Consider the following 26347-nt stretch of genomic DNA (forward strand, 5'->3'; position numbering starts at 1 on the left):
AAACTTGCCGTTTATATCTTTGTAAGTTGGTATATTTTCCTTATTTTGTTTATAGTGCTGTACAAAATAACAGTATGAATGCGCACTATGATTACCAACCTCATTTCTAGCGAACCCATTGCCTTTTTAATCGCCTTTATTAGTGTTTGTGTACTAGCACTTTATTCCTTCATTCGTAGCCAAACGAATTCAACCAAACTTTCACAAACTTCCCAATATTGCGAACAATTGCAAAGTCAATTAAACGACGAGCGTGTTGCTAATGCGAAGCTTCAGACACAAAACGAGGCGCATCAGGCAAGAATTCAAGCGCTGCATACGGCGCATGAAGAAAAGTTAGCTGCAATGAATGCATCTGAACACCGTTTGCAGACCCAGTTTGAGAATTTGGCGAACCGCATATTTGAAGAGAAACAGCAGCGCTACACTCAACAAACCAAACACAACATTGAGGCCGTGCTGGCACCGTTTAAAAATGAATTAGACGGCTTTAAACGCCAAATTTCAGAACAGCATATACGCGAAGGCCAAGAGCGAGCGTCACTCAAAACGGAAATATTAAGCTTAAAAACCCTCAACCAAAAAATTACAGAAGAAGCAGCCGCTCTCACCAACGCGTTAAAAGGTGATAACAAAAAGCAGGGTAATTGGGGTGAGGTCGTACTTGAACGTATCCTTAAAGAATCAGGTTTACGGGAAGGACATGAATTCGAAACACAGATGTCTGCAACATCTGAACATGGCAGGCGTTTCCAGCCCGATGTGGTAGTGCATTTGCCAAACGATAAAGACGTAATTATCGATTCAAAAGTGAGCCTTGCAGCTTATGAGCGTTTTTTTAATTGTGATGATGAAATGGAAAAAGCGCAGTTCTTAACGCAACACGTAGCTTCAATTAAGGGGCATATTAAAGGTCTAGGCGCAAAAGATTACCAGAACTTAAAAGGCTTAAAGACGTTGGACTACGTTTTGCTTTTCATCCCCATAGAACCTGCTTTTTTGATCGCTGTAGAGGAAGAGCCCGACTTAGTCACCATGGCGCTTAACCACAATATTATGCTAGTAAGCCCAACAAACTTACTTGTAGCGCTGAGAACTATTAATAATATTTGGCAATACGAGTACCAAAATCAAAATGCACAGCTAATTGCAGAACAGGCTGCTAAGTTATATGACAAATTCGTAGGCTTTGTTACTGATATGGAAAAAGTCGGAAAGTCTATGGATACCGCTCAGGCAAGCTATGAACAAGCAATGAATAAATTAACTAACGGGCGAGGGAATATTGTCAGACAGATTGAAAAGTTTCGTGAACTTGGGGTTCAGCCAAGTAAACGGATGTCACAGCACTTACAGCAACTTTCTAAAGACGATTAAAAAAGGCCGCAATTGCGGCCTTTTAATTCTTTTTAATCAAACGTTATGAACGTTTCATACGTCTACGTAGGTATACCGCTGGAGCAAGAAGTAATGCAATCCAGCCCATAGAACCACCAGACTTATCGTTGACTGCTATAGACACGGTTTCTGTCGTTGTATCGATACCGTCCGTTGCTGTCACTTGTACTGTTACAGTCTCTGATTGCTCATGACTTGGTGCTGTACCAGTGAATGACGAAGTTTCAACACCGTCAATAGTGATGGTAACGTCATCGCCGTCCGCATCAGTAGCAGATGCAGTAACAGTGAATGATTCACCTTCGTCAACACTCGATGGCGCAGAGATTGAAAGCACAGGTGCATCTTGAACGCCAGCAACTGCTACGGTTACTGTGCCTTCACCAATGATATCACCTTCTACAACTTCGCCTGCTTCTGTAGTGGTACCCTCAACCTGTACGGTATAGGTAAATGAGTCTTCACCGAAGAAGTCTGCATTTGGTGTGTAGGTTACCGTTCCATCGTCATTAACCGCTACTGTACCGTTCATTGCTTCAGCAGTAACTTCAACAGTTGACGGGTCAAGTGGCGCCTTATCGATAGTAATTGGCGTAAAGGTACGGAAATCACCTGATAGCGATTCCATAGTAAAGGTGTTAATAATGGTGCTATCCATCTCGTTAGCAAGAATGTTAGCCGTTACCGACGCATCTTCGTTAACCGATAGCATATCGTCCATATACTCGCTCGAAGGAACAACAGTACCTGCGTAGCTGATTGTCACTTCATCACCCGCATTTGCCGTTAATACGAACTCGTCACCTTCTACTGGAAGTGTGCCTTGAGGGCCAGCCCCTGTAAGAGCAGCAAGGGTTGTACCAACGCTACCAGATGAGTTCTCTGCACCAACAACAGTGGCGTATACAGGTGAGTCCATTGGGCCGTAAACAAAGTTTACATTGCCTGTCTCGTACTCAAACCAAAGCTGGAAGTTAAAGCTAGTACCTTCTTCGTTCCAGATTTGCGCGTTTTCCCACTCAACAACGAAGTGACCTGTTGTTAGGCTTACCGCATAAATATTACCTGTACCAGCACCACCGCCAGCTAAATCGAAGTCAGTCCAGTACGGAGCAACAACGTTATTTGGCTCACTTAGGTTAGGTAGCACTTCAGCAAACGGAGTGGTGATGTTACCTGAGCTTGTGCCTAGTGACACAAAACCATTCGAAGAAATCTGCATGGTTGTGTACTCAGCGCCTAGGTAGGTGATCGTGCGCGGTAAACTAATCTCAATCGACGCATCATCACACGTGCCAGAACACACTAGTGGCGAAACACCAATTGAAGCCATTGGTACGTATCTACCTAAGCCGAAGCCTTCAAGAAGGTCACCAATTGAAGTGTCTGCGTTCATTGAGAATGAAGCAGTGTTAAGTGCACCTTCCCAATATACAGTACCAGACTCAGCGTCATAGCTTACTGGTTCTTGATTGCCGTTTTTGACCGCTGAGATAGTTGATGGGTTAATATCATATTTGTGGTCGATTTCACCAGAAATACTGATCATGCCCGTAACATCAGTGTTAGTGGCAAACGCTTCAGTAACAACTAATTCGCCTTCAGCTGCGAATTGATTGCTTACGTCACTATCGAATAGAGACGGCTCATCGCTACTAATTGGATATATCGCAACAGGGATGAAATAATCCGTTGTTGTATCGTCAGTGTCAGCCCAGTTGATGCCACCAAAAGACCATGAACCCGTTGATGCTGTCGTTACATCTACCGCAACCATGATTTCAGCAGAAGCACCTGCTGGCAGGGTAGCCATTTGTGGTGTAACGGTTGCTACAATCGCTGGGTCGTTAAACATAGCTGTTGCATCAACGGTCACATCTTCGTCACTGGTATTCGTTACTGTAATAGACATTTCACAGTTCAAATAACAGTTACCATCTACTAGGCTTAGGTCGCTGTAAGTAAGCTCAACACTAGTTGCACGTGGGAGGTCTAGACGACCAGCGCCCATATCAAAGTTGTCAGCTTGTGTAGCAGCGTCTTCTTTTAACACGTCACGAATTGACGAGGTTACAAGCGCGCTCTTAATTTGCTGTGCAGTCCAATCTGGATGCATCTGCTTGATAAGTGCTGCAGCGCCAGCTACGTGTGGTGACGCCATTGACGTACCACCTTTAAACGAGAAGTTCTCGCCTACGTGCCCAGGGGCATCTGGTGACTCGCCAGAGAAAATTCTTACACCTGGCGCGGCGATATTTGGCTTAAGGAACGTAGGGTCGCCGTTAGGACCACGTGAGCTAAAGTCAGCCATAATGTCCGCTAAGCTTTCAGAAACAACGCGAACTACCTCAGCGCCAATTGTGATGTTAACTGCTTCTTCTGAGCCTGAGATTAGCGTTGCCAGCTCTTGACCTGGCGTTGCGGGAACCATGAATGATGGAACCGTTTGATCCGCGCTAAGTCCGCCCATTAGGATTGGCGCTTCGCCACGACCATCGACGTTGTGAATAACAACGGCAACTGCACCCGCAGCTTCGGCATTTTCAATTTTTGTTACAAATCCGCACGTACCACGACTAATAAGAGCAATAGCCCCATCAAAGGCACCTTCAGCAAAATCTTCACAACCTTCAACGTTTGCCGCATCTACTTCGCCCGCATAAACAACTGGAGCAGTTAAAGCGGTATCAAAAACGATGTCAGGGTTGCCAACAGAGTAAAGCGCAGGAATGGTACCAATCGTGGTGTCACCTTCAATTGTCAACTCGTTAGCAAACAATCGATCGGTTGTAGTTGCCGCTACAGTGATTACGTCCTCGGAGCAACCTGGGCAACCAATTGTACCTTCGCCTGGACCATCGTTACCGGCTGCAAATACAGTCACAACGCCAGCGTCGTGCATGGCTTCAAGTACGTCTTCGTATACAGAACCGTTAGGGTTACCGCCAGCGCCGCCGCCCCAAGAGTTATTAACAACATCAGCGCCGTCTGTTAGCGCTGCTTCCAGCATAGAAAGCAACATTGAAGAAGCACCGCTAGAAGACGCAGGGTTTGCCGGTGTGGCATAAAGGCCTTTATAGGCCATAAGATACGCTGCAGGAGCAACACCTGAAATTTCCGCTTCAGCACCATCACGTTCAGCCATAACGCCAAAGTTACCAACGGCAGTACCAGCAACGTGCGTACCGTGACCGTTAAAACCTAGCGGGCTTTCATATTCTTCTTCAACAACAGCAAAACCTTCTACGATGTCGGCTGCACGTGCAACGATTAGCTTGTTGTTACAGAAATCAGGGTCTTCTGAACAGTAATCGTCAGTAGGTAGCGTATCAGCAGCAGGCGCTTCGAAATTCTCACCGCTAAACAGTGGGTTTTCAGGGCGGATACCACTATCGATGATGGCCACTTTAACACCAGCACCAGCACTTTCTTTACCGCCGAATTGTTCCCATGTCTCAACTGCACCGATTAAATCCAGACTAGCATCCATTTGTGCGTGATGAATAACGTCAGGATATACCGCCTTCACTGTTGAAAGGCTAGATAACTTATCTAATGCACTTTTAGAAACGATACCTGCAAAACCGTTAAATGCTGCAGTATAAGAAAGATCTGCTTTAAAAGACTTGTCAAAAGCTTTGATCGATTGAATAACAGATTGCTGTTGTGCCTCTAGGAATGATTTATATTCCTTCGCTGCATTAGATTCAAAGTTAACCTTTTGTCCCTTGTGTGCAGCCATGCTGCTAACACTAGGGTTTACTCCACTGAACTGCGCCATCGGCGCATCGTTTAGCTGGATAATTACACGAACACTATCACTGTTTACCTGGATAGCATTAGCAAGTATGTTTTTCTTGTCGAATGAGGCCTCGATTGCGTTTTGTTGTTCAACGCTGTGGCCGGAGATTTGATTTGTTAGTGCGAACGCGCCAAATGCAGAACCTGCAAGTGCCGTTGCAACTACCGTACTGATAATTGTTTTTTTCATAATTATTCTCGTGTGAATAGTTCCCTGGGTCTGACAATCTATGTAACGCTTTAAAGGTCATTTGCCTTTTTAATCACCATTAATCGCCATGACACATTTATTGTTAGCACAATTTTACGGGTTATGTAATGTGTATTTCATAAATACACAATTTACATATTTTGTTACATTTGGATGTAGGCTAATTATGAAATAAAGCTAGAATAATTAGCCGAAATAATGCAGAAAATCCGCATATAATTGAAATAAAATTACATAAACAAGCGCAGCCGATCTGTCGTCTTACGTTAATTTCATCGCATCTTGCAAAATTTTTATCCTACGTAGTTATCAAAATATTTACATACATTTTACTTCTTTAGGACAGTTATCCTCCCGAATATTGCTAATTGAGTATGCTCATCTCATACATCTGAATATTTACCTTTGAATAAGAAAGACACTCCTGCGCTTTCTCATCTAGCATATTTTAAACTTTTCAAGTCGCTATTAACCCTCATATTTAAGGGGAACAAACGTGAAAGATAGAAATCATTTGGCCGAAGTAAAAACAACAAACAAGGTCGAAATCATTAAGAAAGGGGTTGTTGATATCCCGATGCTTCAAATCTTGTCGGCGGAAGGCCAGCTTATTGATAAAGCGATAGAGCCAGAACTTGACAAAGATGAGGCATTAAAAATTTTTAATACCATGCATTACATCCGTGTATTGGACGAGCGCATGGTTGGTGCACAACGTCAAGGGCGTATAAGTTTCTATCTCGCCAGCACAGGTGAAGAAGCAGCATCAGTAGCAAGTGCAGCCGCGTTGTCGGATGATGACATGATTATGTCTCAATATCGCGAACAAGGCGCACTCGCATATCGTGGTTATACGACAAATCAATTCATGAACCAAATGTTTAGCAACAAGGATGACCCGAACAAAGGTCGTCAAATGCCTATTCATTACGGTGATAAGCCCCTCAACTTCATGACCATATCGTCGCCGTTAGGGACACAAATCCCTCAGGCTTCAGGTTATGCTTATGGACAGAAAATGTCAGGTAAAGACGTGGTTACCATTTGCTACTTCGGTGAAGGTGCTGCGTCAGAAGGTGATTTCCATGCAGGCTTAAATATGGCGGCTGTTCTGAACTGCCCAGTAATCTTTTTCTGCCGCAATAATGGTTATGCCATATCAACGCCAGCAGAGGAGCAATTTGCCGGTGATGGTATTGCGTCGCGAGGCCTAGGCTATGGCATTAAAACTATCCGCGTAGATGGAAATGATGTTTTAGCTATTTACGCAGCAACAAAAGAAGCCCGTCGAATCGCCATCGAAGAAAAGTGTCCTGTGCTTATTGAAGCTATGACATATCGCCTAGCAGCACACTCTACATCAGATGATCCAACAGGTTATCGCTCCCGCGAAGAAGAAGACAAATGGCGAGCAAAAGACCCTATCGCTCGCATGGAAAAGTGGCTAGAGAGCAAAGGGTGGTTTGATGCAGCAGAAAACCAAAAGCGTGTTGATAAAGCGAGACAAGACGTGTTAGCGGCTATGAAAAGCTGTGAAAAGACAGACATATGCGCTATTGAAGACATCGTAGAAGATGTGTACGACACAGCGCCTTGGCACCTCAAAGAACAGCTAAACGAACTAAAAGCCCACATCAAAAAATACCCTAAGATGTACCCTAAAACCGCAGGGAGAGTTAAATAATGGCTAAGATGAACTTACTACAAGCAATCAATAATGCACTCATTACAGCCATGACCGAAGATGAGAAAGTAATGGTCTTTGGTGAGGATGTGGGTCACTTTGGTGGGGTATTCCGTGCCACAAGTCACCTTCAAGAAAAATTTGGTAAAGCCCGATGCTTTAACACGCCACTCACTGAGCAAGGTATTATTGGCTTTGCAAATGGATTGGCTTCGCAGGGCTCTGTTCCTGTGGCAGAAATTCAATTTGGTGACTACATCTTTCCTGCTTTTGACCAGATCGTAAACGAGACGGCCAAATGGCGTTATCGTTCAGGTGGACAGTTTGATGTAGGTACTTTAACTATTCGTACACCGTACGGTGGTGGAATAGCTGGCGGTCATTACCATAGCCAGTCACCTGAAGCATTCTTTGCCCATTGCCCGGGCCTTAAGATTGTTATTCCACGAGACCCTTACCAAGCAAAAGGTCTATTACTCGCGTCGATACGGGATAAAAACCCCGTATTGTTTATGGAGCCTAAACGACTTTATCGAGCGTCTGTATCCGATGTGCCGGAAGAAGATTACGAGTTGCCTTTGGGTAAGGCTGATATTGTGCAAGAGGGTAGCGACATTACGCTTCTTGGCTGGGGCGCACAGATAGAAATCCTGCAAAAGGCTGCAGAGATGGCCCTTGAAGATGGCGTTTCATGTGAGATTCTTGATTTACGGAGCATACTTCCATGGGATGTTGAAACAGTGATGCAATCTGTCATGAAAACAGGTCGCTTACTCATTAACCATGAAGCTCCGCTAACAGGTGGCTTTGCAAGCGAAATAGCGGCGAGTATTCAAGAGCGTTGTTTCTTATACCTTGAAGCGCCTATTGCCAGAGTTTGTGGACTAGATACGCCTTATCCACTGGCTCACGAAAAAGAATACATGCCAGACGAAACCAAAACGTACGAAGCTATTAAGCGTACGCTTCATTATTAAGCCGGGAGACAATGAAATGACAATTGAGTTTATCTTACCGGACATTGGTGAAGGTATTGTTGAATGCGAACTTTTAGAGTGGTTAGTTTCAGAAGGTGAACACATCGAAGAAGACCAGCCCGTAGCTGAAGTAATGACCGACAAAGCTACCGTTCAAATTCCAGCCATGCATGCTGGAGTTGTTAGTAAACTGCATTATGCGGTTGGCGATATTGCAAAAGTCCATGAGCCACTATTTTCAATGACGCCTGACGATGCTACCGATGAAAACGCAAATAGCGACGCAAGCACTGACGCGAATGCACACAGTGTAAAAGAAAACGCTGAGGGATCTGCACAAACAGCGGCAAACACTGGAAGTTTATCAACGTCGGAAGCTTTAAATGGCAAGCATATAGAGGACTTTATTCTGCCAGATATCGGTGAAGGTATCGTAGAGTGTGAAATCGTCAAATGGAATGTAGCTGAGGGCGATGAAATTGAAGAAGATCAAGCCGTTGTTGAAGTGATGACCGATAAGGCAGTGGTTGAAATTCCTGCAAAAAACGCGGGAACCGTGCATCGACTTTATTACGCTCAAGGTGACATCGCTAAAGTACATAGTGCCTTGTTTGCACTCGAAGTTATGGGCGATTCTTCAGTAACAAACAGCACATCTGACAATTCAGGTAATGCATCTAACGCGACAAGCACGCCATCCTCAAATGCTTCACCACAAACCTCAGATGAAAAAACACAATCGAAATTCAGTGATGGTGAGTTTGAACCACCTATTGCTATTGAAGGTAAGGTGCTAGCGAGCCCTGCGGTAAGACGTATTGCTAGAGAAAAAAATATCGACCTTTCTTCGGTTAAAGGCACTGGTAAAAAAGGGCGTATTCTTAAGTCTGACGTAATGAATTTACAACAAACAAATGTTGGTGCGTCGGCACAAGATACATCATCTGCTTCGTCAACCGAGTCCACTTCACATAAAAGTGATACGAATAGCGCAAACACTGTGGTTAAAGGCAGCGTTAAGACTGAAAAAGTGCGCGGTATACAGGCCGCCATGGCCAAGCAAATGTCCGCGTCGGTCTACACAATTCCTCATTTCACTGTAAGTGACGAGTTAGTGATGGACAACCTAATGTCATTGCGTAAGTTGCTTAAGCCTGAGTTTGAGGCGAATAACGTTAAATTAAGCTTTATGCCATTTTTCGTAAAAGCGATGTCACTGGCACTTAACGAGTTTCCTGTAGTCAACAGCCAGCTCAATGATGATGCCACCGAGATTAGCTACTATTCTGATCACAATATCGGTTTTGCGGTCGATTCCAAGATTGGGCTTCTAGTGCCTAACATAAAACGGGTACAAGACCTTTCACTTCTGGATATCGCCCGCCAAATGCAAGACATAATCGAGCAAGCGAGAGCAGGGCGCGTAGCCGGCGAGCATTTGAAAGGCGGTACTATCAGTATCTCAAACATTGGTGCTATCGGCGGTATCACAGCGACGCCGGTAATTAACAAGCCGGAAGCCGCTATTGTGGCGTTAGGTAAAACGCAGAAGCTTCCACGCTTTGACGATGAAGGTAATGTTAGCGCACAACATATTATGGCAGTTAATTGGTCTGGTGATCACCGTATCATTGATGGTGCAACTATGGTGCGTTTTAATAACTTATGGATGAGTTATCTTACTCAACCAGAAAAAATGCTAATGCACCTTAAATGACCTATCAATTACATTTTGATGTGCTGTAACAATAGTAGAGAGGCCAATATTAACGTATTGGCCTTTTTTAGTTTTGTGTACCTCATCGCGGGATAGCGTTATTATAGCTCCCTATAAACAAATAAAAATTTTACTGAGGTTTTGTGCTTAGTTATCAACACGCCTTTCATGCTGGCAATCACGCCGACGTCATCAAACATCTATGTTGGATTGGTGTTATCAACGCCTTAAAAAAGAAAGATAAGCCCTTTACACTTTTTGACACGCATGCCGGTGCTGGCACATACGATTTAACTGACGACCTATCGTCGAAAAACAAAGAGTATGAATCGGGGATTTCTCGTCTTTTGGGGCAAGGTGATGGATCTGCGGCTACGGAAAACCAAGCTTCAGAAAACAAGAGTACGGAAGGTCTATCACGTTTACTTAATGACTACCTGTCGTTATGCGAACCTTTCTTAGCGCAACAGCAATATCCAGGCTCGCCTGCAATAAGTGCTAGAGCTAAACGTGGCATTGATACTTTGCATTTGATGGAGCTTCATCCTGGCGAATTCCTAAAATTAGAGAAAAACGTGTCACGCCTTCGAACCGGACATAGCCATGTACACAAGCGAGATGGTTACGAAGGGCTTCGAGCACTTACGCCTCCAAAGCCTAATCGCGGTGCTATTTTGATCGATCCACCTTATGAGAGAGCAAACGAGTACACTGATCTTGTCAAAGGCGTCGACCAGGTGTTAAAACGTTGGCAGCAGGCGCAAATTGTTGTGTGGTACCCGCTGCTATCAGAAAGGGCCGGCGCTAAGAGTGGAGCAAGTGAAGTAATGTGCGATAAGCTCGCCGAACTTGGACGCCCCTGCTTTAAAGCCGAAATATGTGTTGCAGAAAATACGCCTGACGCAGGCATGTATGGTTCAGGTGTATTTGTACTCAACCCACCATGGCAGCTAGATATAGGCCTAGACAGTGCATTAACAAATGTTGTTGAAATGCTTGGTGTTAATGAAGCAGGTTTTCACGCCACCGCACACGTTACTTGGGTAAATGAAGACAGCTAAAAGCGCCTTGTCCTAACAATTAACGCAAGGTGATTTGTTTAAAAGCTTATTATCGTCTAGTCGCTATAAGAACAACCATACAACTGTGAAACTGATAAATGGCTCAACTTAAAGGCTTAAAACACTTCTACATACCAGACGAACAGTCAATTTATTTGCTATCTCATGCAGATGCTAAAAAACTAAAAGACTGGGTGAATTTGTGTATCTCTCAGTTAGAAGGGTTAGGATATAGCGACATTGAGCTTTTAGGGAAAGGCGCATTTGGCTTTGCTTTTGCTGGAAATGCACCAAGTGGTGAATCACGTGTGTTTAAGTTCTCGCGTATAACCTTACCCCAGCATGTTCAAGACCGGTTAGAAGAGGAATCTTTTATGCTTTCTCACGTTAACCACGAGTTTGTGCCGCGTTTTATCGAATATCAACAGATACGTAAGCAATCAATCCTAGTAATGGGCAGAGCGCCTGGCGAAGATTTAGAAAAAGTGAGCTTGAAAACAGGCCCATTATCGCCCCGTATAATCGTGAAGATAGCCGTTCAAGTGGGTGAACTTTTATCGAGCTTCAGGCAATACAGCGAAAATGGTGAAATTAAGCCCATTGTTCACGGCGACATTAAACCCTCAAATCTTGTTTGGGATGCCACTAATGAATCCATTGGGTTAATAGATTGGGGCTCTTCAGTATTCGCACAAACTGACATTAATGGGCAGTATGTGGGTAACAATGTGATGGATTTAATGTCAGGCGAACTTCATCAGACAAACGCACGACTAGGCGATGTTTACTTTATTGGGGAAGAGCAATTAAACGGCGCACTTTCTAGCCCTCGCTTTGATGAGCAGGGATTAGCTAGCACCCTATATGCTCTAGCATCTGGGCAATCTTGTCGCTATGGCAGTAAAGTCATTACCCCATCATCCCTTGGGTTACCCAAAATGCTCGCTAACATCTTGGAATACATGCTTAGTGATGATCCTTTGAAAAGAAGACAAGGAGGGGATTACTTGTTTAACCACCTTCATGTCCTAAAAAACATGGTTTTCGCACAAGACAATAAGGCGCAGTACACCCCATTAATTCCTACATGGCTAACCCATACTCTTAATGCTGACATAGAAACCGTTGTTTATAGTTCGCGGAAGTCTTATTTACGCCAACAGGCGCTATTATCTGATTCTTTAGATGATAAAGAAGTTGAAGAGTTGCGCTACATAGACGACGCGCAATTTGATCGCTACTACAAAAACTACCTGCAGGGTATGGGAGATACTGAAAAAGCATTCGTATCAGCCATTAGTAGGCTAGGGCGCTATCCGGTAGTAGGCGGTATGGCTGTACGTTGGGAGCCTGAGGGAATATATGTGGATTCCAGCTTAAATTTGTATGATGAAACCCTCAAAAGTGCCTTTGATTTAGCGGTAAATAACGTTATTAATTTAGCAAGAGCTATTCATAAACCTGCGGTATTTAAATGCTGTATGTTCAACGCAAAAAATACCCTTCATATTGAGCGCAGCAGTGAAGATGAAGCCTTTATACCTAGCAGTGACCTTTTCATTCCTTATGAGTTATCACGTATTTCTGCGCAAAAAGATGAAAGCCGGACTCATTCCTATTTTGAAGACGGCGATGACCCCGATGAATTACTAAAACTGCCACAGGATACTATTGAAACTATTGTTCAGTTAAATACGATACACCACACTGGGTGTATTATATTCGAAGCATTACCTAAGCATTTGAAGATTCACAACTATTACACGTTGCTCGACCATAGCCAAGAAGAGCGATTTAAAGCTTTGCTGGCGCAGGTAGTGCAACAAATTCCTAACATAAAAGGGCTAGGCATTTCAGGGTTTATGAAGTTACCCTATAAAGACACGCGCTTTTTCGAGCACAAAGCAAAATTGCCTGAGAAATATTATCCGCGAAACCCGAAAGCAGTTATTGAAGAGAACGTACAAGATGTCTGAGATTAAACTATCATCACTATTTGAACTCGAAACAGTAGAAGCTGGCATTTATCGAGGTCAAAGCTGGGATCTAGGCTTTAGAGCTTTATTTGGCGGGCAGGTTTTGGGGCAAGCACTAGCAGCAGCCTATGAAACAGTATCACCAGACAGAGTAGCGCATTCATTTCATACCTACTTCCTTTTACCTGGTGATGCTAAGAAACCTGTTGTGTACGATGTTGAGATAGTGCGCGATGGAAGAAGCTTCTCTGCGCGTCGGGTTAAAGCAATACAAGATGGCAGAAACATTTTTTATATGACGGCATCTTTCCAAGTGCCGCAAGAAGGCATGGAGCATCAAAACCCATCTATGCCCGATGTCCCTAGTCCTGAAGAAGTCCAATCTGACATAGAGTTTTACGAAGCAAACTTCAACAAAATTGCGCGCCCTATGCAAGAAGCTTTGAGTTACCATAAGCCGGTAGATATTCGCACGGTTGATGCAGCTAATTCGTATCATTCAGCTAAGCGAGAACCAACCCGTTATATTTGGCTAAAGGCAAGAGATACCATGGATGCGCAACTTGCTGTGCATCAAGCTGCGCTTGCATATGCATCAGACTATCATTTTTTGAGCACCTCACTACAACCTCATGGCGTTGCTGTAACTGATAAGTCGCTCCGCATAGCGACGATTGATCACGCTATGTGGTTTCATCGCCCAATAAGCATGAATGAATGGATGCTATACGCAATGGAAAGCCCTTTTAGTGGTGGCTCTAGAGGCCTGGTTCGCGGTCAAATATTCAATCAAAGTGGCGAACTAATAGCCTCAACTATGCAAGAAGGACTAATGAGAAAAGTAGACGAATAGGGAGTAAGTGAATGCGTTATAAATTAGGTTCGACATCGCCGCAAGTTCATGACAGTGCGTTTATTGCACCAGGTGCCCATATTATTGGGAATGCGGAACTTAAAGAGGGAGCCAGTGTTTGGTTCAACGCCGTAATCCGTGGAGATATGGATAAAATAACTTTGGGTGAAAATACAAATGTCCAAGATGGCAGCGTATTACATACCGACGCTGGAATTCCTTTGGTACTTGGAAAAGGAGTAACCGTAGGGCACAAAGTTATGCTGCACGGTTGTGAAATTGGCGATTATTCATTAATTGGAATTAACGCTGTTGTACTGAACGGTGCCAAAATTGGAAAGTTTTGTATTATCGGTGCTAATGCACTCATTACTGAAAACATGGAAATTCCAGACTACAGTTTAGTTGTGGGGGCACCAGGCAAAGTTATCAGGACTTTCGATGAAAGTGTAGAGCCAAAATTGAAGGCATCAGCAGACCACTATGTCAGCAATGCAAAGACTTACATGACATCTTTGCAACAGATTGATGAGCTATAATTCTACTCACCATTTAACTTTTCTTTCCCCATAAAAAATGCCCAGAACAAACGTTCCGGGCCTAGGGGAATGGCTCATTGCTGAGCCGTGCGCTAACTTTTACAGGGAGAGTTTAAATAAAAAGTTTTAAACGGACAATGAGTATAGTTTAAATATGCTCAAAATATAAACAATAATTGTGTGAATTTTATCTTACAGGCTCTCTAGCCGATTAAAAATAAAATTAAACCTTTTAAATTCAAATAACTAACTCCTGGTCGGATGTGGTAAAAAATTTTTGTAGTACATTAATATATCGTTCCATCCAGTAATGCTCCCTATTTAATGTCCGGATTAAAACGTTCTGCGTATATTCAAATACAGATATAATGCATAACTTTCATTCATGTTGTTTATGTTGAACACAGGCGCTTGTTCCGTTTCCCTAAACTTGTAGTATGACGTTGTGAATCATGCTTTGAAGGCATGATACTTACTATAACAATTGGCCCTCACAACAAAAAAGGTTGGATTATGCAATCGTTTTCTACTTTTATACCGCCTGAGCGTACCTTAATGGGACCAGGACCATCCGACGTTAACCCAAGAATATTAAACGCTATGGCCCGCCCAACTTTGGGTCATCTAGACCCTCTATTCATTGAGTTGATGGACCAAACTAAGCAGCTACTACAATATGCATTTAAAACCGAAAATGCGCTCACTATGCCTATTTCTGCCCCTGGATCTGCGGGTATGGAAGCGTGTTTTGTTAATCTGGTAGAACCTGGCGATAAAGTACTTGTATGCATTAACGGCGTTTTTGGTAACCGCATGGTTGAAAATGTTGAGCGATGCGGTGGTGAAGCAATCACCATAAATAATACGTGGGGTGAGCAAACGGACCTTAATGCTGTTGAAGATGCCCTAAAAACCAACCCCGAAATTAAAATTCTAGCCTTTGTTCATGCAGAAACATCAACGGGTGTGCGTAATGAAGCAAAAGTACTTTGCGAACTCGCCCAAAATTACGATTGTTTAACTATTGTCGACGCGGTTACTTCGTTAGGCGGTATTGAATTAGACGTGGACGGTTGGGGTATTGATGCGATTTATTCAGGCTCGCAAAAATGCTTAAGTTGCGTTCCAGGTATTTCGCCAGTTTCGTTTAGTGACAAAGCAGTTCACGTCATTCAAAACAGAAAAACAAAAGTGCAAAGCTGGTTTTTAGACATGAATTTGATTGTCGGTTACTGGGGCCAGGGCGCTAAACGTGCGTATCACCATACAGCGCCCGTTAACAGCATGTATGCAATGTACGAATCGCTTCTAATTTTAAAAGAAGAAGGGTTAGAAAGTGCGTGGAAGCGTCATGCTTCAGGACACGACAAACTCGCACAAGGTTTAAGTGACCTTGGTTTAGAGTTAACCGTAGACAGTGCTTATCGCTTACCTCAGCTAAATGTTGTCAAAATACCAGACGGCGTAGATGATGCTGCTACACGTAAACAACTGCTAGAAGATTTCAATTTGGAAATTGGTGCAGGACTGGGGGATCACGCTGGAAAAGTATGGCGTATTGGGCTAATGGGCTATGCATGTAAACCACGCAATATAGACCACTGTCTAGCAGCGCTGCGTAGCGTGCTTAAATAACATCGGATCTTCAGACTCCAAGTATGGGGTCTGAATTAATATCTATAAATAAGCCAACACTCTCAGCGTCCCAAATCGCAGACTGCGTTGGCTTTTAACTCTTTATTTTCTATAAACAGCTGAGTGAATAGCTTCTTTTGCTATTATTCACAAGGGCCTTGCCTTACAAATAAAGCTGCTCGGCGTAGTTGTATCTCTTCTGATCGCAGTTCAGTGCTAGTATCTTTAACATAACCACATTCATAAATTATTCAGCTATGGACCTTTATCCTCCACGCATAGTTTCTAAAATGCCATCTGAAAAGGAATCAATATGAAATTGTTGACGCGTATTAAATCAAATATGTTGAAGAGAGCCCTTTGGGCTTCAGCAGCAATCGCATGGTCCACTCCAATTTTCTCCGCTCAAGCAGCTCAAGATGGAGTGATGAATGTACAAGGCGTAGGTGCCGTAGAAGTAACACCCAATGCTTATTCAGTGAAACTAGTTGTAGAAGAGCAGGGTGAAACAGTAGGTAAACTTAATACACAGCTAGATGCGGATCTACGCTCTGTTGTTAAGTTTTTGCTTAATCAAGGTATAGAAGAAAAGCATATTCAAAGTATGCAGGTTCGCCTACAACCACGCTATACCAATACGCCGCAAGGGCGAGAACAACAAGGTTTTATCCTTTCAAGAGATATAACGGTTACTTCAAAAGACCTTGGAACCTACGACAAGGTGCTAGATGGCGTGCTAAAACGCGGTGTTGACCGAGTTCAACAATTCAACTTTATTACTATTGGTGAAGCAGATGCTTACCAAAAAGCGTTGATTGCTGCAGTTAAAGATGCAAAGCAGCGCGCACACTTGTTGGCAAAAGAATTAGACGTGGAATTAGGTGAAGTAGTTGCAATCTCAGAATCTGGTGGCAATATGCCGATTCCAGTAATGCGTGCTGAAGCTTTTGCCAAAGACATGTCTATGTCTCTGCCTGGTCAGGAGCGGATAGAAGCGCGGATTAATGTGTCTTTTAATATTGTTCAATAGCAGGAAATTCGTTTGAAAGAACAACAGTACAGCCAGTTAATTGCCCAAGCGAAAAGCTTGGTTTCTGGTGAGCATGATCTCATTGCCAATATGGCCAACATCAGTGCGCTGCTTTTTAATAACCTCAAAGAGGTAAATTGGGCGGGCTTTTATCTTTTCAAAGAAGAACAATTGGTACTTGGGCCATTCCAAGGTCAGCCCGCTTGTATTCGCATACCGTTAGGAAAAGGCGTTTGCGGTACAAGTGCCAGTACAAGAACGGTCCAGCGCATCGCAGATGTTCATCAATTTGAAGGGCACATTGCTTGTGATGCCGCGTCTAACTCTGAGGTTGTTGTTCCACTTATAATCAATGATGAGCTTATAGGTGTGCTTGATATCGATAGCCCTGTGTTTGAACGTTTTAGCGAAGAAGACGAAAAAGGGCTCGTCGAAATTGCTCAAATTCTCATGGATTCGCAGAAATAATTATGAAATCCAGTGTCGATATACACGTTGTTTTATCCACATTTGAGGATATGGAAGACTTTCACGATGACCCAGATGAGGCATCTGAGCGTTTAAACTTTATCCTTCATGCGGTTTATGACAATGCGGAAGAAGATATTGAAACACAGCGTTTAGAGCAAATTTTGCACTATGCATGGGAATCTTGGCAACAAGATAAGCATTTATTAGAAATAGATGACGACGAATTGCTTGATTGGGTTGACCACACGCTGGCAACTTGGGATGATGCATGTAACGATGAAATCTCTTGAATAATTTAGAAAGTTAATGGAATCACCAGAGAAGTTTACTAACAGTAAGGAAGTGATAGCTTTCCTTGCAGAGACCTTTCCGAAATGTTTTAGCATTGAAGGCGAGGCCCGCCCACTTAAGATCGGTATTTTTCAAGATCTTGCCACCCGTTTAGAAGAAGACGAACGCGTAAGTAAAACGCTGCTTCGTTCTACACTACGTCATTACACCAACAGCTGGCGCTATCTTTATAGCATCAAAGAGGGTGCAAATCGTGTGGATTTAGACGGCGTTGAAGGCGATGCAATTGAAAAAGAACACGCTGAACATGCGCAACAGCAGTTAGAAGAGAGCAAAGCGAAAGCCGCTGAAAAGCGCAAAGCCAAGCTTGCACAGCAGCCCAAGCGCAAAGACAAACGTCAATTTAATCGTCCAAAAGGTGAAAAATCTGCAAATTCGGACCATGCTGATGCTAAGCGCGGAACTAAACCGAAAAATAACAGACCAAACAATACACCACCTGCGAAATTGACCGACAGCGATTTACAGCAAGGCACGCAAGTTACCGTTAAGTTAGGTAAAGCACCTATGCCTGCGGTAATTACCGAAGTTGCTAAAGATGGCATTCACGTTCAATTAGACTCAGGCATGGTAGTTAAAGTAAACGCAGACGCTTTACGTTTGGCACGCTCCAAGAGGTCGTAAATATGAGAGACATCCTTCGAATTTCCATTGCTAGTGCTTTTCTTACCGTAGGGGTAGGAGCAGGCGCTGTTACGTCAACACCCGATGTAGACGAGCTTCCAATTTTACAACAGGAATCTCAACACAGTGTTGCCGCAAAGCGAGTAAGCGCACTTTTTACCAGGGCGCACTACAAGGAAATTTCGTTGGATGACGTACTCTCAGCCAGAGTTTATCAGCGCTTTATCGACTCACTCGATCACAATAAACAAGTATTATTGTTATCTGACGTGGTAGGTTTCGAAAAATACCGTACCCTGTTCGACGATGCGCTGAGTAAAGGCAATCTTTCTGTTGCCTACGATATGTACAATGTGAGCGCAAAACGACGAATTGAACGCTATGAGTTTGCGTTATCACTGCTGGAAAAGGGCCCGTTCGACTTCGAAAAGGAAGGCGATAAGTTCTTTTACGATAGAGAGGACGCTGATTGGCCTGCTAGCAAAGCGGAGCTTGATGAAGTTTGGCGTCAACGTGTAAAGTACGATGCGTTGAATCTTATGCTTGCGGATAAAACTTGGGAAGAGGCGAAAGAGCTTCTTACCAAACGATATACACGAGCAATTAAACGTACCAAGCAGGCAAAGAGCGAAGACGTTTTTCAAACGGCAATGAATGCATTTGCTCGCACCATTGAGGCGCACACCAGTTATTTATCACCGCGAAATGCAGAACGTTTCCAAATGGACATGAACTTGTCATTTGAAGGTATAGGCGCGGTGCTACAAAGCGAAGATGATTACACGGTTATCAAAAGCGTTGTGCCAGGTGGTCCAGCCGATGAGTCAGGCGCAATTAAGCCTGAAGATAAAATTGTCGGCGTAGCGCAAGACGATGAAGAATTTGTGGATGTCATTGGCTGGCGATTAGACGAAGTGGTTGAGTTAATTAAAGGCCCGAAAGGAAGTACTGTTCGCCTACAGGTTGAGAAAGGCGCGAGTGATTCAAAGACAACTTCCGTGGTTAGTTTAACTCGCGATAAAATAAAGCTTGAGGATCGCGCAGCAAAATCTGAAGTATATGTTCCTGAAACCGGTCCACACGCTGGTGAGCCGTTAGGTGTTATCACGATTCCAAGCTTTTACAACAACCTCAGTATGGATGTTGCAAAAGAAATCGAGAGCTTGAAAGCACAAAACGTAAAAGGCGTAATCGTTGATTTACGTGGCAACGGCGGTGGTTCGCTTACTGAAGCTACATTATTAACCGGTTTGTTTATAGAGAAAGGGCCGGTTGTTCAAATTCGATATGGTCAAAGTAAAGTAAGCGTAAACCGTGATACGGATGGTGAAGTCGCCTACGATGGTCCGCTGACAGTATTAGTGGACCGCTACAGTGCATCTGCGTCAGAAATTTTCGCAGCAGCCATGCAGGACTATAACCGCGCACTCATTGTTGGTGAACAAACTTTTGGTAAAGGTACAGTGCAACAGCACCGCGGATTAGGCAAAATTTACGACCTTTACGATAATCCACTAGGTAGTGTTCAGTTTACTATCGCGAAGTTCTATCGTATTGATGGCGGGAGTACTCAGCACAAAGGCGTCATTCCTGATATTCTATACCCGTCTGCTGTAGAGCCGTCAGAGTGGGGCGAAGCCCAAGCAGAAAATGCGTTACCGTGGGACAGCATTAATCGAGCAAATTACACAACGTTTGCCGATGGTACCGCCGCTTTGGACGTGTTAACTGCCAAACACAATAAACGTATCCTTCAAAACCCCGAGTTTTCTTATATTTACGATGATATTGAAGAGTATAAAGAGAACAAAGACAAGGATTACATCTCTTTAGTGAAGTCTGAACGAGAAGCCGAGAAAAAAGAGGCAGAAGAAAAGTCACTTTCTCGTGCTAACGAACGTTTACAGAGAATGGGGATGGAAACCGTCACATCATTGGACGACCTACCCGAAGATATGGAAGAATTAGATCCATTCTTGGATGAAGCAGCCAACATCACTTTCGATATGATTGAAACAGGCCGTTACGCAATCACAAGAAATTAAGCGATTAAAATAAAGGGCTGGTCTAGGGCCAGCCCTTTTTTTGTGTCTATAAATAATCTAATAAAACAATAATAAAGGGAAATAACATGGCTATCAGAGGCGAATTTTCCTCTCGAATAGGGTTCGTGCTAGCAGCGGCAGGCTCAGCAGTTGGACTCGGTAATATTTGGGGGTTTCCCACAAAAGTAGCGAGTAATGGCGGCGCAGCGTTTGTACTTGTTTATTTGCTCCTAGCGTTTGTACTCGCTTATCCGGTTCTTATGGCTGAACTTATAATTGGACGTAGCTCTCGTTCAAATATGGTTGATGCTTTAGGTAAAATATCAGGGAACTTTGCAGGCCGGTTAACTGGTATTTGGGGCTGTGTTACCGTTTCTCTCATCCTCGCTTTCTACGCTATCGTGGGTGGATGGATGTTAGTTTATTTCGCCGAGTCAGCAGTTAGTCTGGTAGGTTTAGACAGTACAAGCGAATGGTTGCTCACATCTTCGGTTACGCGTAACGTTATATTCTGCTTTTTATTCATGGGGTTAACCGCGTTTATAGTTGTTGGCGGTGTTAAGTCGGGTATTGAGAAATGGTCAGTTCGACTCATGCCTACTTTGGTAATCCTTATCCTTGCGCTTATTGTTTATGTGAGCCTTCAACCTGGAGCAGTAGAGGGATGGTCAGCATATTTGGTACCTGACTTTACCCGTGTGTTAGACCCAGAGCTTTTAATCAATGCAATGGGACAGGCGTTTTTCTCGATGTCGTTAGGTGTAGGCACTATGCTAGTTTACGGTTCCTACCTTAGTAAAAATGAGAATTTACCAAGCATAGGCGCGTCTGTTGCGTTAGTCGACATTGGTGTAGCCGTGATTGCTGGGATGCTAATTATTCCTGCTATGTACGTTGCTTTAAATAACGGCGTTGAAATCTTTACGCCAGAAGGCGCGTTAATTCAAGGTGACACGCTAATATTTAAAGTTCTGCCCGCGCTTTTTGACACCATAGGTACCGTCGGTCTTTTCGTTGCCTTTACCTTCTTCGCATTAATGGCTATTGCTGCCGTCACGTCTTCAATTTCAATGTTAGAAGTCCCCGTTGCGTTTATGGTAGAAAGTAAAGGTCTTCAACGTAGAAAAGCAGTTGTGCTAATGGCTTCGATTATCTTTTTATTAAGCTGCATCATTATTTTGAATTTCGAAACCTTGTTCGGCCTTGTAATCGCACTAACCACAGAGTACAGCCAGCCACTCCTTGGGCTAGCGTTGTGCATTTTTGCCGGTTGGGTATGGCGTAGAGACGCAATACTAGAAGAACTCAAGCAAGGCGATCAGCATGCCGAGCACAGTATTTTCTGGAAAATCTGGCCTTGGTATGTGCGCTTTGTTTGCCCAGTTATCATCGCGCTAATGTTCTATCGCTCAGTGTTCTAAAGCACTAAAAGTTGCAGCAAGCAGCACGTTTAACGCGTTATAAATACAATAAAAAAGGTTTTTAAAAACGACAATGACGAATAAAGAGATAAAGACGCCGTCACTACTCGATGCAATGCTTCCTATTGTTGCGCTAGTGGTCATGATGGGAAGTGCAGTTTACCTGTTTAAGGATAATTCATCATATGGCCCCAACCAAATTGCACTACTTTTGGCAATGGGCTTAGCTGCTATTATCGGCATGAAAAATGGGTATAGCTGGAAAACGATAGAGAAGGGGATCGTTGACGGTATTTCTATGTCTCTGGGTGCCTGCCTAATTTTGTTAGCCGTAGGCTCACTAATAGGTACATGGATGCTCGCCGGCACTGTACCTACACTCATTTATTTTGGTTTAGAGCTACTCAACCCTTCTTTTTTCTATGCTGCCGCATGTCTTATTTGTGCCGTGGTTGCTATGAGTATTGGTAGTTCTTGGACTACTGCGGCAACGGTCGGTGTGGCGTTAATGGGTGTATCAGCGGGTATGGAAATGTCAGCAGCTATTACGGCTGGCGCCGTGGTGTCTGGTGCGTACTTTGGCGACAAGATTTCGCCATTGTCTGAAACTACCAATTTAGCACCGGCGGTTGCGGGTACAGATTTATTCGAGCATATCCGCTACATGCTTTGGACGACTATTCCTAGCTTTGTCATCGCGCTAATCTTATTCACCGTTCTTGGGTTTAGTGAAGTAGGTGAAGCTAAAGCAGAGCGTATTGAGCAAATGCAGCTATTGCTTAATGACTCTTTTGATTTGGGCTGGCATCTACTAATTCCTCTCGTTGTTCTGCTTACTTTAGCAATAAAGAAAATGCCGGCTTTCCCAGCGGTTTTTATTGGCGCCTTGCTAGGCGGCATTTGGGCTGTCGTGTTTCAGTGGGACGTTGTTATTTCAATGGCGAGTAGCGAAGACTCTGCAAATGTTGGGGCGCTAAAAGTTGTGTGGACGGCGCTATTTGATGGGGTAAGCTTTTCTACGCCAGACGAAAATCTAAATAGCTTGCTGTCTCGCGGCGGCATGTCATCTATGCTAAATACAATTTGGCTCATTATTTGTGCTATGTCTTTTGGAGCCGTACTTGAGCGTGTAGGTCTGCTAAAACGCGCCGTATCTGCCATATTAATTGGCGCTAAGTCAGCGGGTGATATGGTAAGTCGTACCATTCTTACGTGCTTTGGAACTAACCTTGTAACGGCTGATCAGTATATATCTATTGTCATGCCAGGTCGCATGTACAAAGAGGAATTTAAAAAGCGAGGTTTAGACCAACTTAACCTTTCTCGCAGTCTTGAAGACGGCGGCACACTTACATCACCACTCATTCCTTGGAACACCTGTGGTGCCTACATGCACAGTGTTTTATTGGTGAACCCATTTGATTATGTATTCTATGCATTCTTTAACGTAATCAACCCGATCCTTGCTGTCGTGTATGCGTACTTAGGTATTAAGATTTTACGTATTACACCACCGCACGTTGAAGTTAATAGCAAAGAGTCGGTTTAACCAAACGTTTCAAATAAACCCACGTAGGCTTTCTTTTAGGAGGATCTATGTCAGTTCAAGCTAAGCGCCGGGCGGATTATCAACCGCCCGCTTTTTCGATAGCGACAGTTGACCTACACATAACGCTGCATCCTACGCAAACTCAGGTTGTCAGTAAACTATCCGTCACTCGTAATGGCGATCATAATAGTCCTTTAGTTCTCGATGGCGATAACTTATCGCTTAACGCTATTGCGATTAACGGTAATACTTTATCTGATGACGAATATTCTGTGTCGGATACATCTTTAAGTATAGCGACGACTCTCGATGATTTTGTCCTAGAGATTACAAACACCATCGCGCCCGAACAAAACAAAGCCCTTGAAGGCTTGTATTTATCAGGCGGTGCGTATTGTACACAGTGTGAAGCTGAAGGCTTCCGTCGAATTACCTACTTTATGGACCGCCCAGATGTCTTATCTGTTTATACGGTAACAGTAGTTGCAGATAAATCAGTGCCAATGTTGCTTGCAAATGGCAACCCGGTAGACAAGGGGGTTATCAATGAAAACACCCATTTTGTGAAATGGCATGACCCGCATCCTAAACCTTGTTACCTTTTTGCGTTGGTTGCCGGTGATTTTGATTTACTAACCGATAGCTACACAACGACAAGCGGTAAAGAAGTTGCGTTAGAATTGTATGTCGATAAAGGCAAAAAGTCCCAGGGCGTTTTTGCATTAGAGTCGCTAAAACGGGCTATGAAATGGGACGAAGATGTTTTTGGGCTTGAGTATGATTTAGATATTTACATGATTGTTGCAGTCGACTTCTTCAACATGGGAGCGATGGAAAACAAAGGCTTGAATGTCTTTAACAGTAAGTTTGTTCTAGCCGACCAGAAAAGCGCGACTGACGATGACTTCTTTAATGTAGAGTCTGTTATTGCACACGAATATTTCCACAATTGGACCGGCAACCGGGTTACTTGTCGCGATTGGTTTCAGCTAAGCTTAAAAGAAGGGCTTACCGTTTTCAGAGACCAACAGTTTAGTGCTGATATGACCTCAGCGCTTAGTAACCGTATAAAGCATGTTCGCGTAATGCGAGAGCATCAGTTTGCTGAAGATGCCAGCGCAATGAGTCACCCAATTCGCCCTGAAGAAGTGATTGAAATGAATAACTTCTACACGGTAACAGTTTATGACAAGGGCGCAGAAGTTATTCGCATGTTCCACACCTTACTTGGTCCTGATGGATTCAGACGAGGCATGGATGAGTACTTCAGAAGGCACGATGGTCAAGCGGTTACGTGTGATGACTTTATTTCAGCCATGCAGTCAGCGACTGATTTAGATTTAACTCAGTTTACGCGCTGGTACAGTCAATCTGGTACACCTGTGATTTCTGTTAAGCACAGTACAGAAGCTTGCGACAACGAGACCATTAGACATACCTTTACTTTGACGCAACACACGCCCGCCACTTCAGATCAAGGTGAAAAGCTTCCCCTTTATATCCCAGTGAATATTGAGATAATTGATAAAGAGGGCAATACCTATACTGACAATGACTCGCTCATTGATGACGGTATGGTTATCTTGAAAAATACCTCTTTGCGTTTAACCGTAGATGCTAAAGATAGTGAATTGACACCTGTTGTATTAGGCAACTTCTCAGCGCCAGCAAAAGTAGAAAACCCCCTAGATACAGAATCATTGCTTACCATTTTTAAACATGCGAAAGATCCGTTCAATCGCTGGGATGCTATGCAAGCCTTGTATGACCGCTGTATCAAGCAATTGGAAGAATCACCGGGGTCTGCCATTAGCAACGATATTTGGAATGGTATTAAGCAGGCTATAGCTCAGGAGCAGAATAACCTTGAATTGCTTGGGGAGTGTTTGGTTATTCCTTCTTTTGAGACCTTGTGTCAAAGTCGTAGCAATATCACTGTGTCCGCGCTCTCAAAAGCTCGAAAGGCATTTTCTGACCAGTTTTCGCGCGCACTAGAGCAAGAGCTTTTGGCTGTGTTTAATAACATTGAACAAGGCGCTTACAGTTACACGCAGGATGCGATAAACAAACGTCGCTGTAAAAATGTCGTACTTGCACACTTAGCACGATTACCTCAGTACGAAGAACTTGTCGTGTCGCAATTTGATAATGCAGATAACATGACCGATACACTCGGGGCACTTAGAAGCGCGCAGCACTGCAGTTCAGCCACTTTTGATAGCTTAATGGCTCGATTTGAACAAATGTGGAATCACGACCCCCTTGTGCTAGACAAATGGTTTGCGCTTCATGCAACGCAAAATCGCGAAGATATATTTGCTACCATCACAATGTTATGTGAGCACCCGCAGTTTGCAATGAGCAATCCAAATCGCGTTCGCTCTGTAATTGGTAGTTTTGCGTTTTATAATAGCGAAAGGTTCCATGCTGCAGATGGCAGCGGTTATAAGTTTGTAACTGACTATTTGCTTAAGCTGGATGCAGTCAACCCGCAAGTTGCCGCTCGTATAGTAACACCGTTAACCCAGTGGCAGGGTTTTGCTAGTGAACACCAAGTTCATATGAAGCAGCAGCTTGGCCGCTTGCTTAACCACAAGGGTTTGAGCAAAGATTTATTTGAAAAAGTAAGTAAAAGTCTTGCTTATGAAAAGCATTAACGGAACAGACTCTGTTTTTTATTTTTCAATAAACGCACCTTACCAACAATGTGAGGTGCTTTATGTACCGTCTATGCCAGATGTGGTCATGGTGAGTGAATCAGGCCTTAGTGTTCAGGTACCGACTAATCGGCTGCGCCAATTCGTCACATCGGACGGTATTAAAGGTCGTTTCAGAATGGTCATAGACGCTAATAAAAAAATCAAATCCTTTGAAAGGCTCAGGTAGGGCCTTTCCAATTTTTTTCCCAAGTCAATTTTTTATCAAAAAGCACGTTGTCTACGCTTAATCGTTTCTATCGTAAACAGGGGATATAGAGCACACTTTATTCCAGTCAAAAACTGCA

At 43.6% G+C, this 26347-nt stretch carries 19 protein-coding genes; 18 read left to right on the forward strand and 1 reads right to left on the reverse strand.

Features of this window, described 5'->3' with window-relative positions:
* Window positions 1-87: 87 nt before the first annotated feature.
* Window positions 88-1377: a DNA recombination protein RmuC gene (gene rmuC, locus V7R55_RS15170; RefSeq protein WP_334060176.1), complete on the forward strand. Its 1290-nt coding sequence runs from the start codon at window positions 88-90 to the stop codon at window positions 1375-1377.
* A gap of 43 nt (window positions 1378-1420) precedes the next feature.
* Here rmuC and V7R55_RS15175 read toward each other — a convergent pair whose 3' ends face one another.
* The gene (locus V7R55_RS15175; RefSeq protein WP_334060135.1) at window positions 1421-5389 is read right to left on the reverse strand and encodes a S8 family serine peptidase; all 3969 of its coding nucleotides are present in this window, start codon (window positions 5387-5389) and stop codon (window positions 1421-1423) included.
* Window positions 5390-5906: 517 nt separating this feature from the next.
* Here V7R55_RS15175 and V7R55_RS15180 point away from each other — a divergent pair.
* From V7R55_RS15180 to V7R55_RS15260, 17 genes are all read left to right on the forward strand, one after another.
* Complete coding sequence (locus V7R55_RS15180; RefSeq protein ID WP_334060136.1) at window positions 5907-7094, forward strand: thiamine pyrophosphate-dependent dehydrogenase E1 component subunit alpha; 1188 nt, start codon at window positions 5907-5909, stop codon at window positions 7092-7094.
* On the forward strand, window positions 7094-8071 hold the full coding sequence (locus tag V7R55_RS15185; protein WP_334060137.1) for an alpha-ketoacid dehydrogenase subunit beta: 978 nt from the start codon (window positions 7094-7096) through the stop codon (window positions 8069-8071). The genes V7R55_RS15180 and V7R55_RS15185 overlap by 1 nt, the downstream gene beginning before the upstream one ends.
* Window positions 8072-8087: 16 nt before the next feature.
* A complete protein-coding gene (locus V7R55_RS15190) occupies window positions 8088-9788 on the forward strand; it encodes a dihydrolipoyllysine-residue acetyltransferase (RefSeq protein WP_334060138.1) in 1701 nt (566 codons plus the stop codon).
* A gap of 143 nt (window positions 9789-9931) precedes the next feature.
* Window positions 9932-10849: a 23S rRNA (adenine(2030)-N(6))-methyltransferase RlmJ gene (locus V7R55_RS15195; RefSeq protein ID WP_334060139.1), complete on the forward strand. Its 918-nt coding sequence runs from the start codon at window positions 9932-9934 to the stop codon at window positions 10847-10849.
* 98 nt (window positions 10850-10947) lie between these two features.
* Entirely contained in the window at window positions 10948-12825 is a 1878-nt protein-coding gene (locus V7R55_RS15200) for a protein kinase domain-containing protein (RefSeq protein WP_334060140.1), read from the forward strand.
* Window positions 12818-13678, forward strand: a complete 861-nt coding sequence (tesB, locus tag V7R55_RS15205) for an acyl-CoA thioesterase II (RefSeq protein ID WP_334060141.1) — start codon at window positions 12818-12820, stop codon at window positions 13676-13678. The genes V7R55_RS15200 and tesB overlap by 8 nt, the downstream gene beginning before the upstream one ends.
* 11 nt (window positions 13679-13689) lie before the next feature.
* On the forward strand, window positions 13690-14217 hold the full coding sequence (locus V7R55_RS15210) for a gamma carbonic anhydrase family protein (protein ID WP_334060142.1): 528 nt from the start codon (window positions 13690-13692) through the stop codon (window positions 14215-14217).
* Between the two features lie 513 nt (window positions 14218-14730).
* Entirely contained in the window at window positions 14731-15852 is a 1122-nt protein-coding gene (locus tag V7R55_RS15215) for a pyridoxal-phosphate-dependent aminotransferase family protein (protein WP_334060143.1), read from the forward strand.
* 313 nt (window positions 15853-16165) lie between these two features.
* The gene (locus tag V7R55_RS15220; RefSeq protein WP_334060144.1) at window positions 16166-16882 is read left to right on the forward strand and encodes an SIMPL domain-containing protein; all 717 of its coding nucleotides are present in this window, start codon (window positions 16166-16168) and stop codon (window positions 16880-16882) included.
* Between the two features lie 12 nt (window positions 16883-16894).
* The gene (locus V7R55_RS15225; RefSeq protein WP_334060145.1) at window positions 16895-17350 is read left to right on the forward strand and encodes a GAF domain-containing protein; all 456 of its coding nucleotides are present in this window, start codon (window positions 16895-16897) and stop codon (window positions 17348-17350) included.
* Window positions 17351-17352: 2 nt separating this feature from the next.
* The gene (locus V7R55_RS15230) at window positions 17353-17643 is read left to right on the forward strand and encodes a hypothetical protein (RefSeq protein ID WP_334060146.1); all 291 of its coding nucleotides are present in this window, start codon (window positions 17353-17355) and stop codon (window positions 17641-17643) included.
* 16 nt (window positions 17644-17659) lie between these two features.
* Window positions 17660-18328, forward strand: a complete 669-nt coding sequence (gene proQ, locus V7R55_RS15235) for an RNA chaperone ProQ (RefSeq protein ID WP_334060147.1) — start codon at window positions 17660-17662, stop codon at window positions 18326-18328.
* Window positions 18329-18330: 2 nt separating this feature from the next.
* Window positions 18331-20373 (forward strand): carboxy terminal-processing peptidase, encoded by a 2043-nt coding sequence (prc, locus tag V7R55_RS15240; RefSeq protein WP_334060148.1) that lies wholly within the window; start codon window positions 18331-18333, stop codon window positions 20371-20373.
* 86 nt (window positions 20374-20459) lie between these two features.
* Window positions 20460-21794, forward strand: a complete 1335-nt coding sequence (locus tag V7R55_RS15245; protein ID WP_334060149.1) for a sodium-dependent transporter — start codon at window positions 20460-20462, stop codon at window positions 21792-21794.
* A 73-nt stretch (window positions 21795-21867) separates the two neighbouring features.
* Window positions 21868-23343, forward strand: a complete 1476-nt coding sequence (gene nhaC, locus V7R55_RS15250; protein WP_334060151.1) for a Na+/H+ antiporter NhaC — start codon at window positions 21868-21870, stop codon at window positions 23341-23343.
* Window positions 23344-23390: 47 nt separating this feature from the next.
* The gene (gene pepN / locus V7R55_RS15255; RefSeq protein ID WP_334060152.1) at window positions 23391-26000 is read left to right on the forward strand and encodes an aminopeptidase N; all 2610 of its coding nucleotides are present in this window, start codon (window positions 23391-23393) and stop codon (window positions 25998-26000) included.
* A complete protein-coding gene (locus V7R55_RS15260) occupies window positions 25987-26229 on the forward strand; it encodes a DUF2835 family protein (protein WP_334060153.1) in 243 nt (80 codons plus the stop codon). The genes pepN and V7R55_RS15260 overlap by 14 nt, the downstream gene beginning before the upstream one ends.
* Window positions 26230-26347 lie beyond the last annotated feature (118 nt).

The sequence above is a fragment of the Alteromonas sp. S005 genome, assembly GCF_036864475.1.
In the GTDB taxonomy this organism is placed as follows: Bacteria; Pseudomonadota; Gammaproteobacteria; order Enterobacterales; family Alteromonadaceae; genus Alteromonas.

Excerpts from the sequence above, each read along its gene's own strand:
- rmuC (WP_334060176.1), top strand. The coding sequence starts at position 88 with ATGATTACCAACCTCATTTCTAGCGAACCCATTGCCTTTTTAATCGCC.
- V7R55_RS15175 (WP_334060135.1), bottom strand. The coding sequence starts at position 5,389 with ATGAAAAAAACAATTATCAGTACGGTAGTTGCAACGGCACTTGCAGGT.
- V7R55_RS15185 (WP_334060137.1), top strand. The coding sequence starts at position 7,094 with ATGGCTAAGATGAACTTACTACAAGCAATCAATAATGCACTCATTACA.
- V7R55_RS15190 (WP_334060138.1), top strand. The coding sequence starts at position 8,088 with ATGACAATTGAGTTTATCTTACCGGACATTGGTGAAGGTATTGTTGAA.
- V7R55_RS15200 (WP_334060140.1), top strand. The coding sequence starts at position 10,948 with ATGGCTCAACTTAAAGGCTTAAAACACTTCTACATACCAGACGAACAG.
- tesB (WP_334060141.1), top strand. The coding sequence starts at position 12,818 with ATGTCTGAGATTAAACTATCATCACTATTTGAACTCGAAACAGTAGAA.
- V7R55_RS15210 (WP_334060142.1), top strand. The coding sequence starts at position 13,690 with ATGCGTTATAAATTAGGTTCGACATCGCCGCAAGTTCATGACAGTGCG.
- V7R55_RS15215 (WP_334060143.1), top strand. The coding sequence starts at position 14,731 with ATGCAATCGTTTTCTACTTTTATACCGCCTGAGCGTACCTTAATGGGA.
- V7R55_RS15220 (WP_334060144.1), top strand. The coding sequence starts at position 16,166 with ATGAAATTGTTGACGCGTATTAAATCAAATATGTTGAAGAGAGCCCTT.
- V7R55_RS15230 (WP_334060146.1), top strand. The coding sequence starts at position 17,353 with ATGAAATCCAGTGTCGATATACACGTTGTTTTATCCACATTTGAGGAT.
- proQ (WP_334060147.1), top strand. The coding sequence starts at position 17,660 with ATGGAATCACCAGAGAAGTTTACTAACAGTAAGGAAGTGATAGCTTTC.
- prc (WP_334060148.1), top strand. The coding sequence starts at position 18,331 with ATGAGAGACATCCTTCGAATTTCCATTGCTAGTGCTTTTCTTACCGTA.
- V7R55_RS15245 (WP_334060149.1), top strand. The coding sequence starts at position 20,460 with ATGGCTATCAGAGGCGAATTTTCCTCTCGAATAGGGTTCGTGCTAGCA.
- nhaC (WP_334060151.1), top strand. The coding sequence starts at position 21,868 with ATGACGAATAAAGAGATAAAGACGCCGTCACTACTCGATGCAATGCTT.
- pepN (WP_334060152.1), top strand. The coding sequence starts at position 23,391 with ATGTCAGTTCAAGCTAAGCGCCGGGCGGATTATCAACCGCCCGCTTTT.
- V7R55_RS15260 (WP_334060153.1), top strand. The coding sequence starts at position 25,987 with ATGAAAAGCATTAACGGAACAGACTCTGTTTTTTATTTTTCAATAAAC.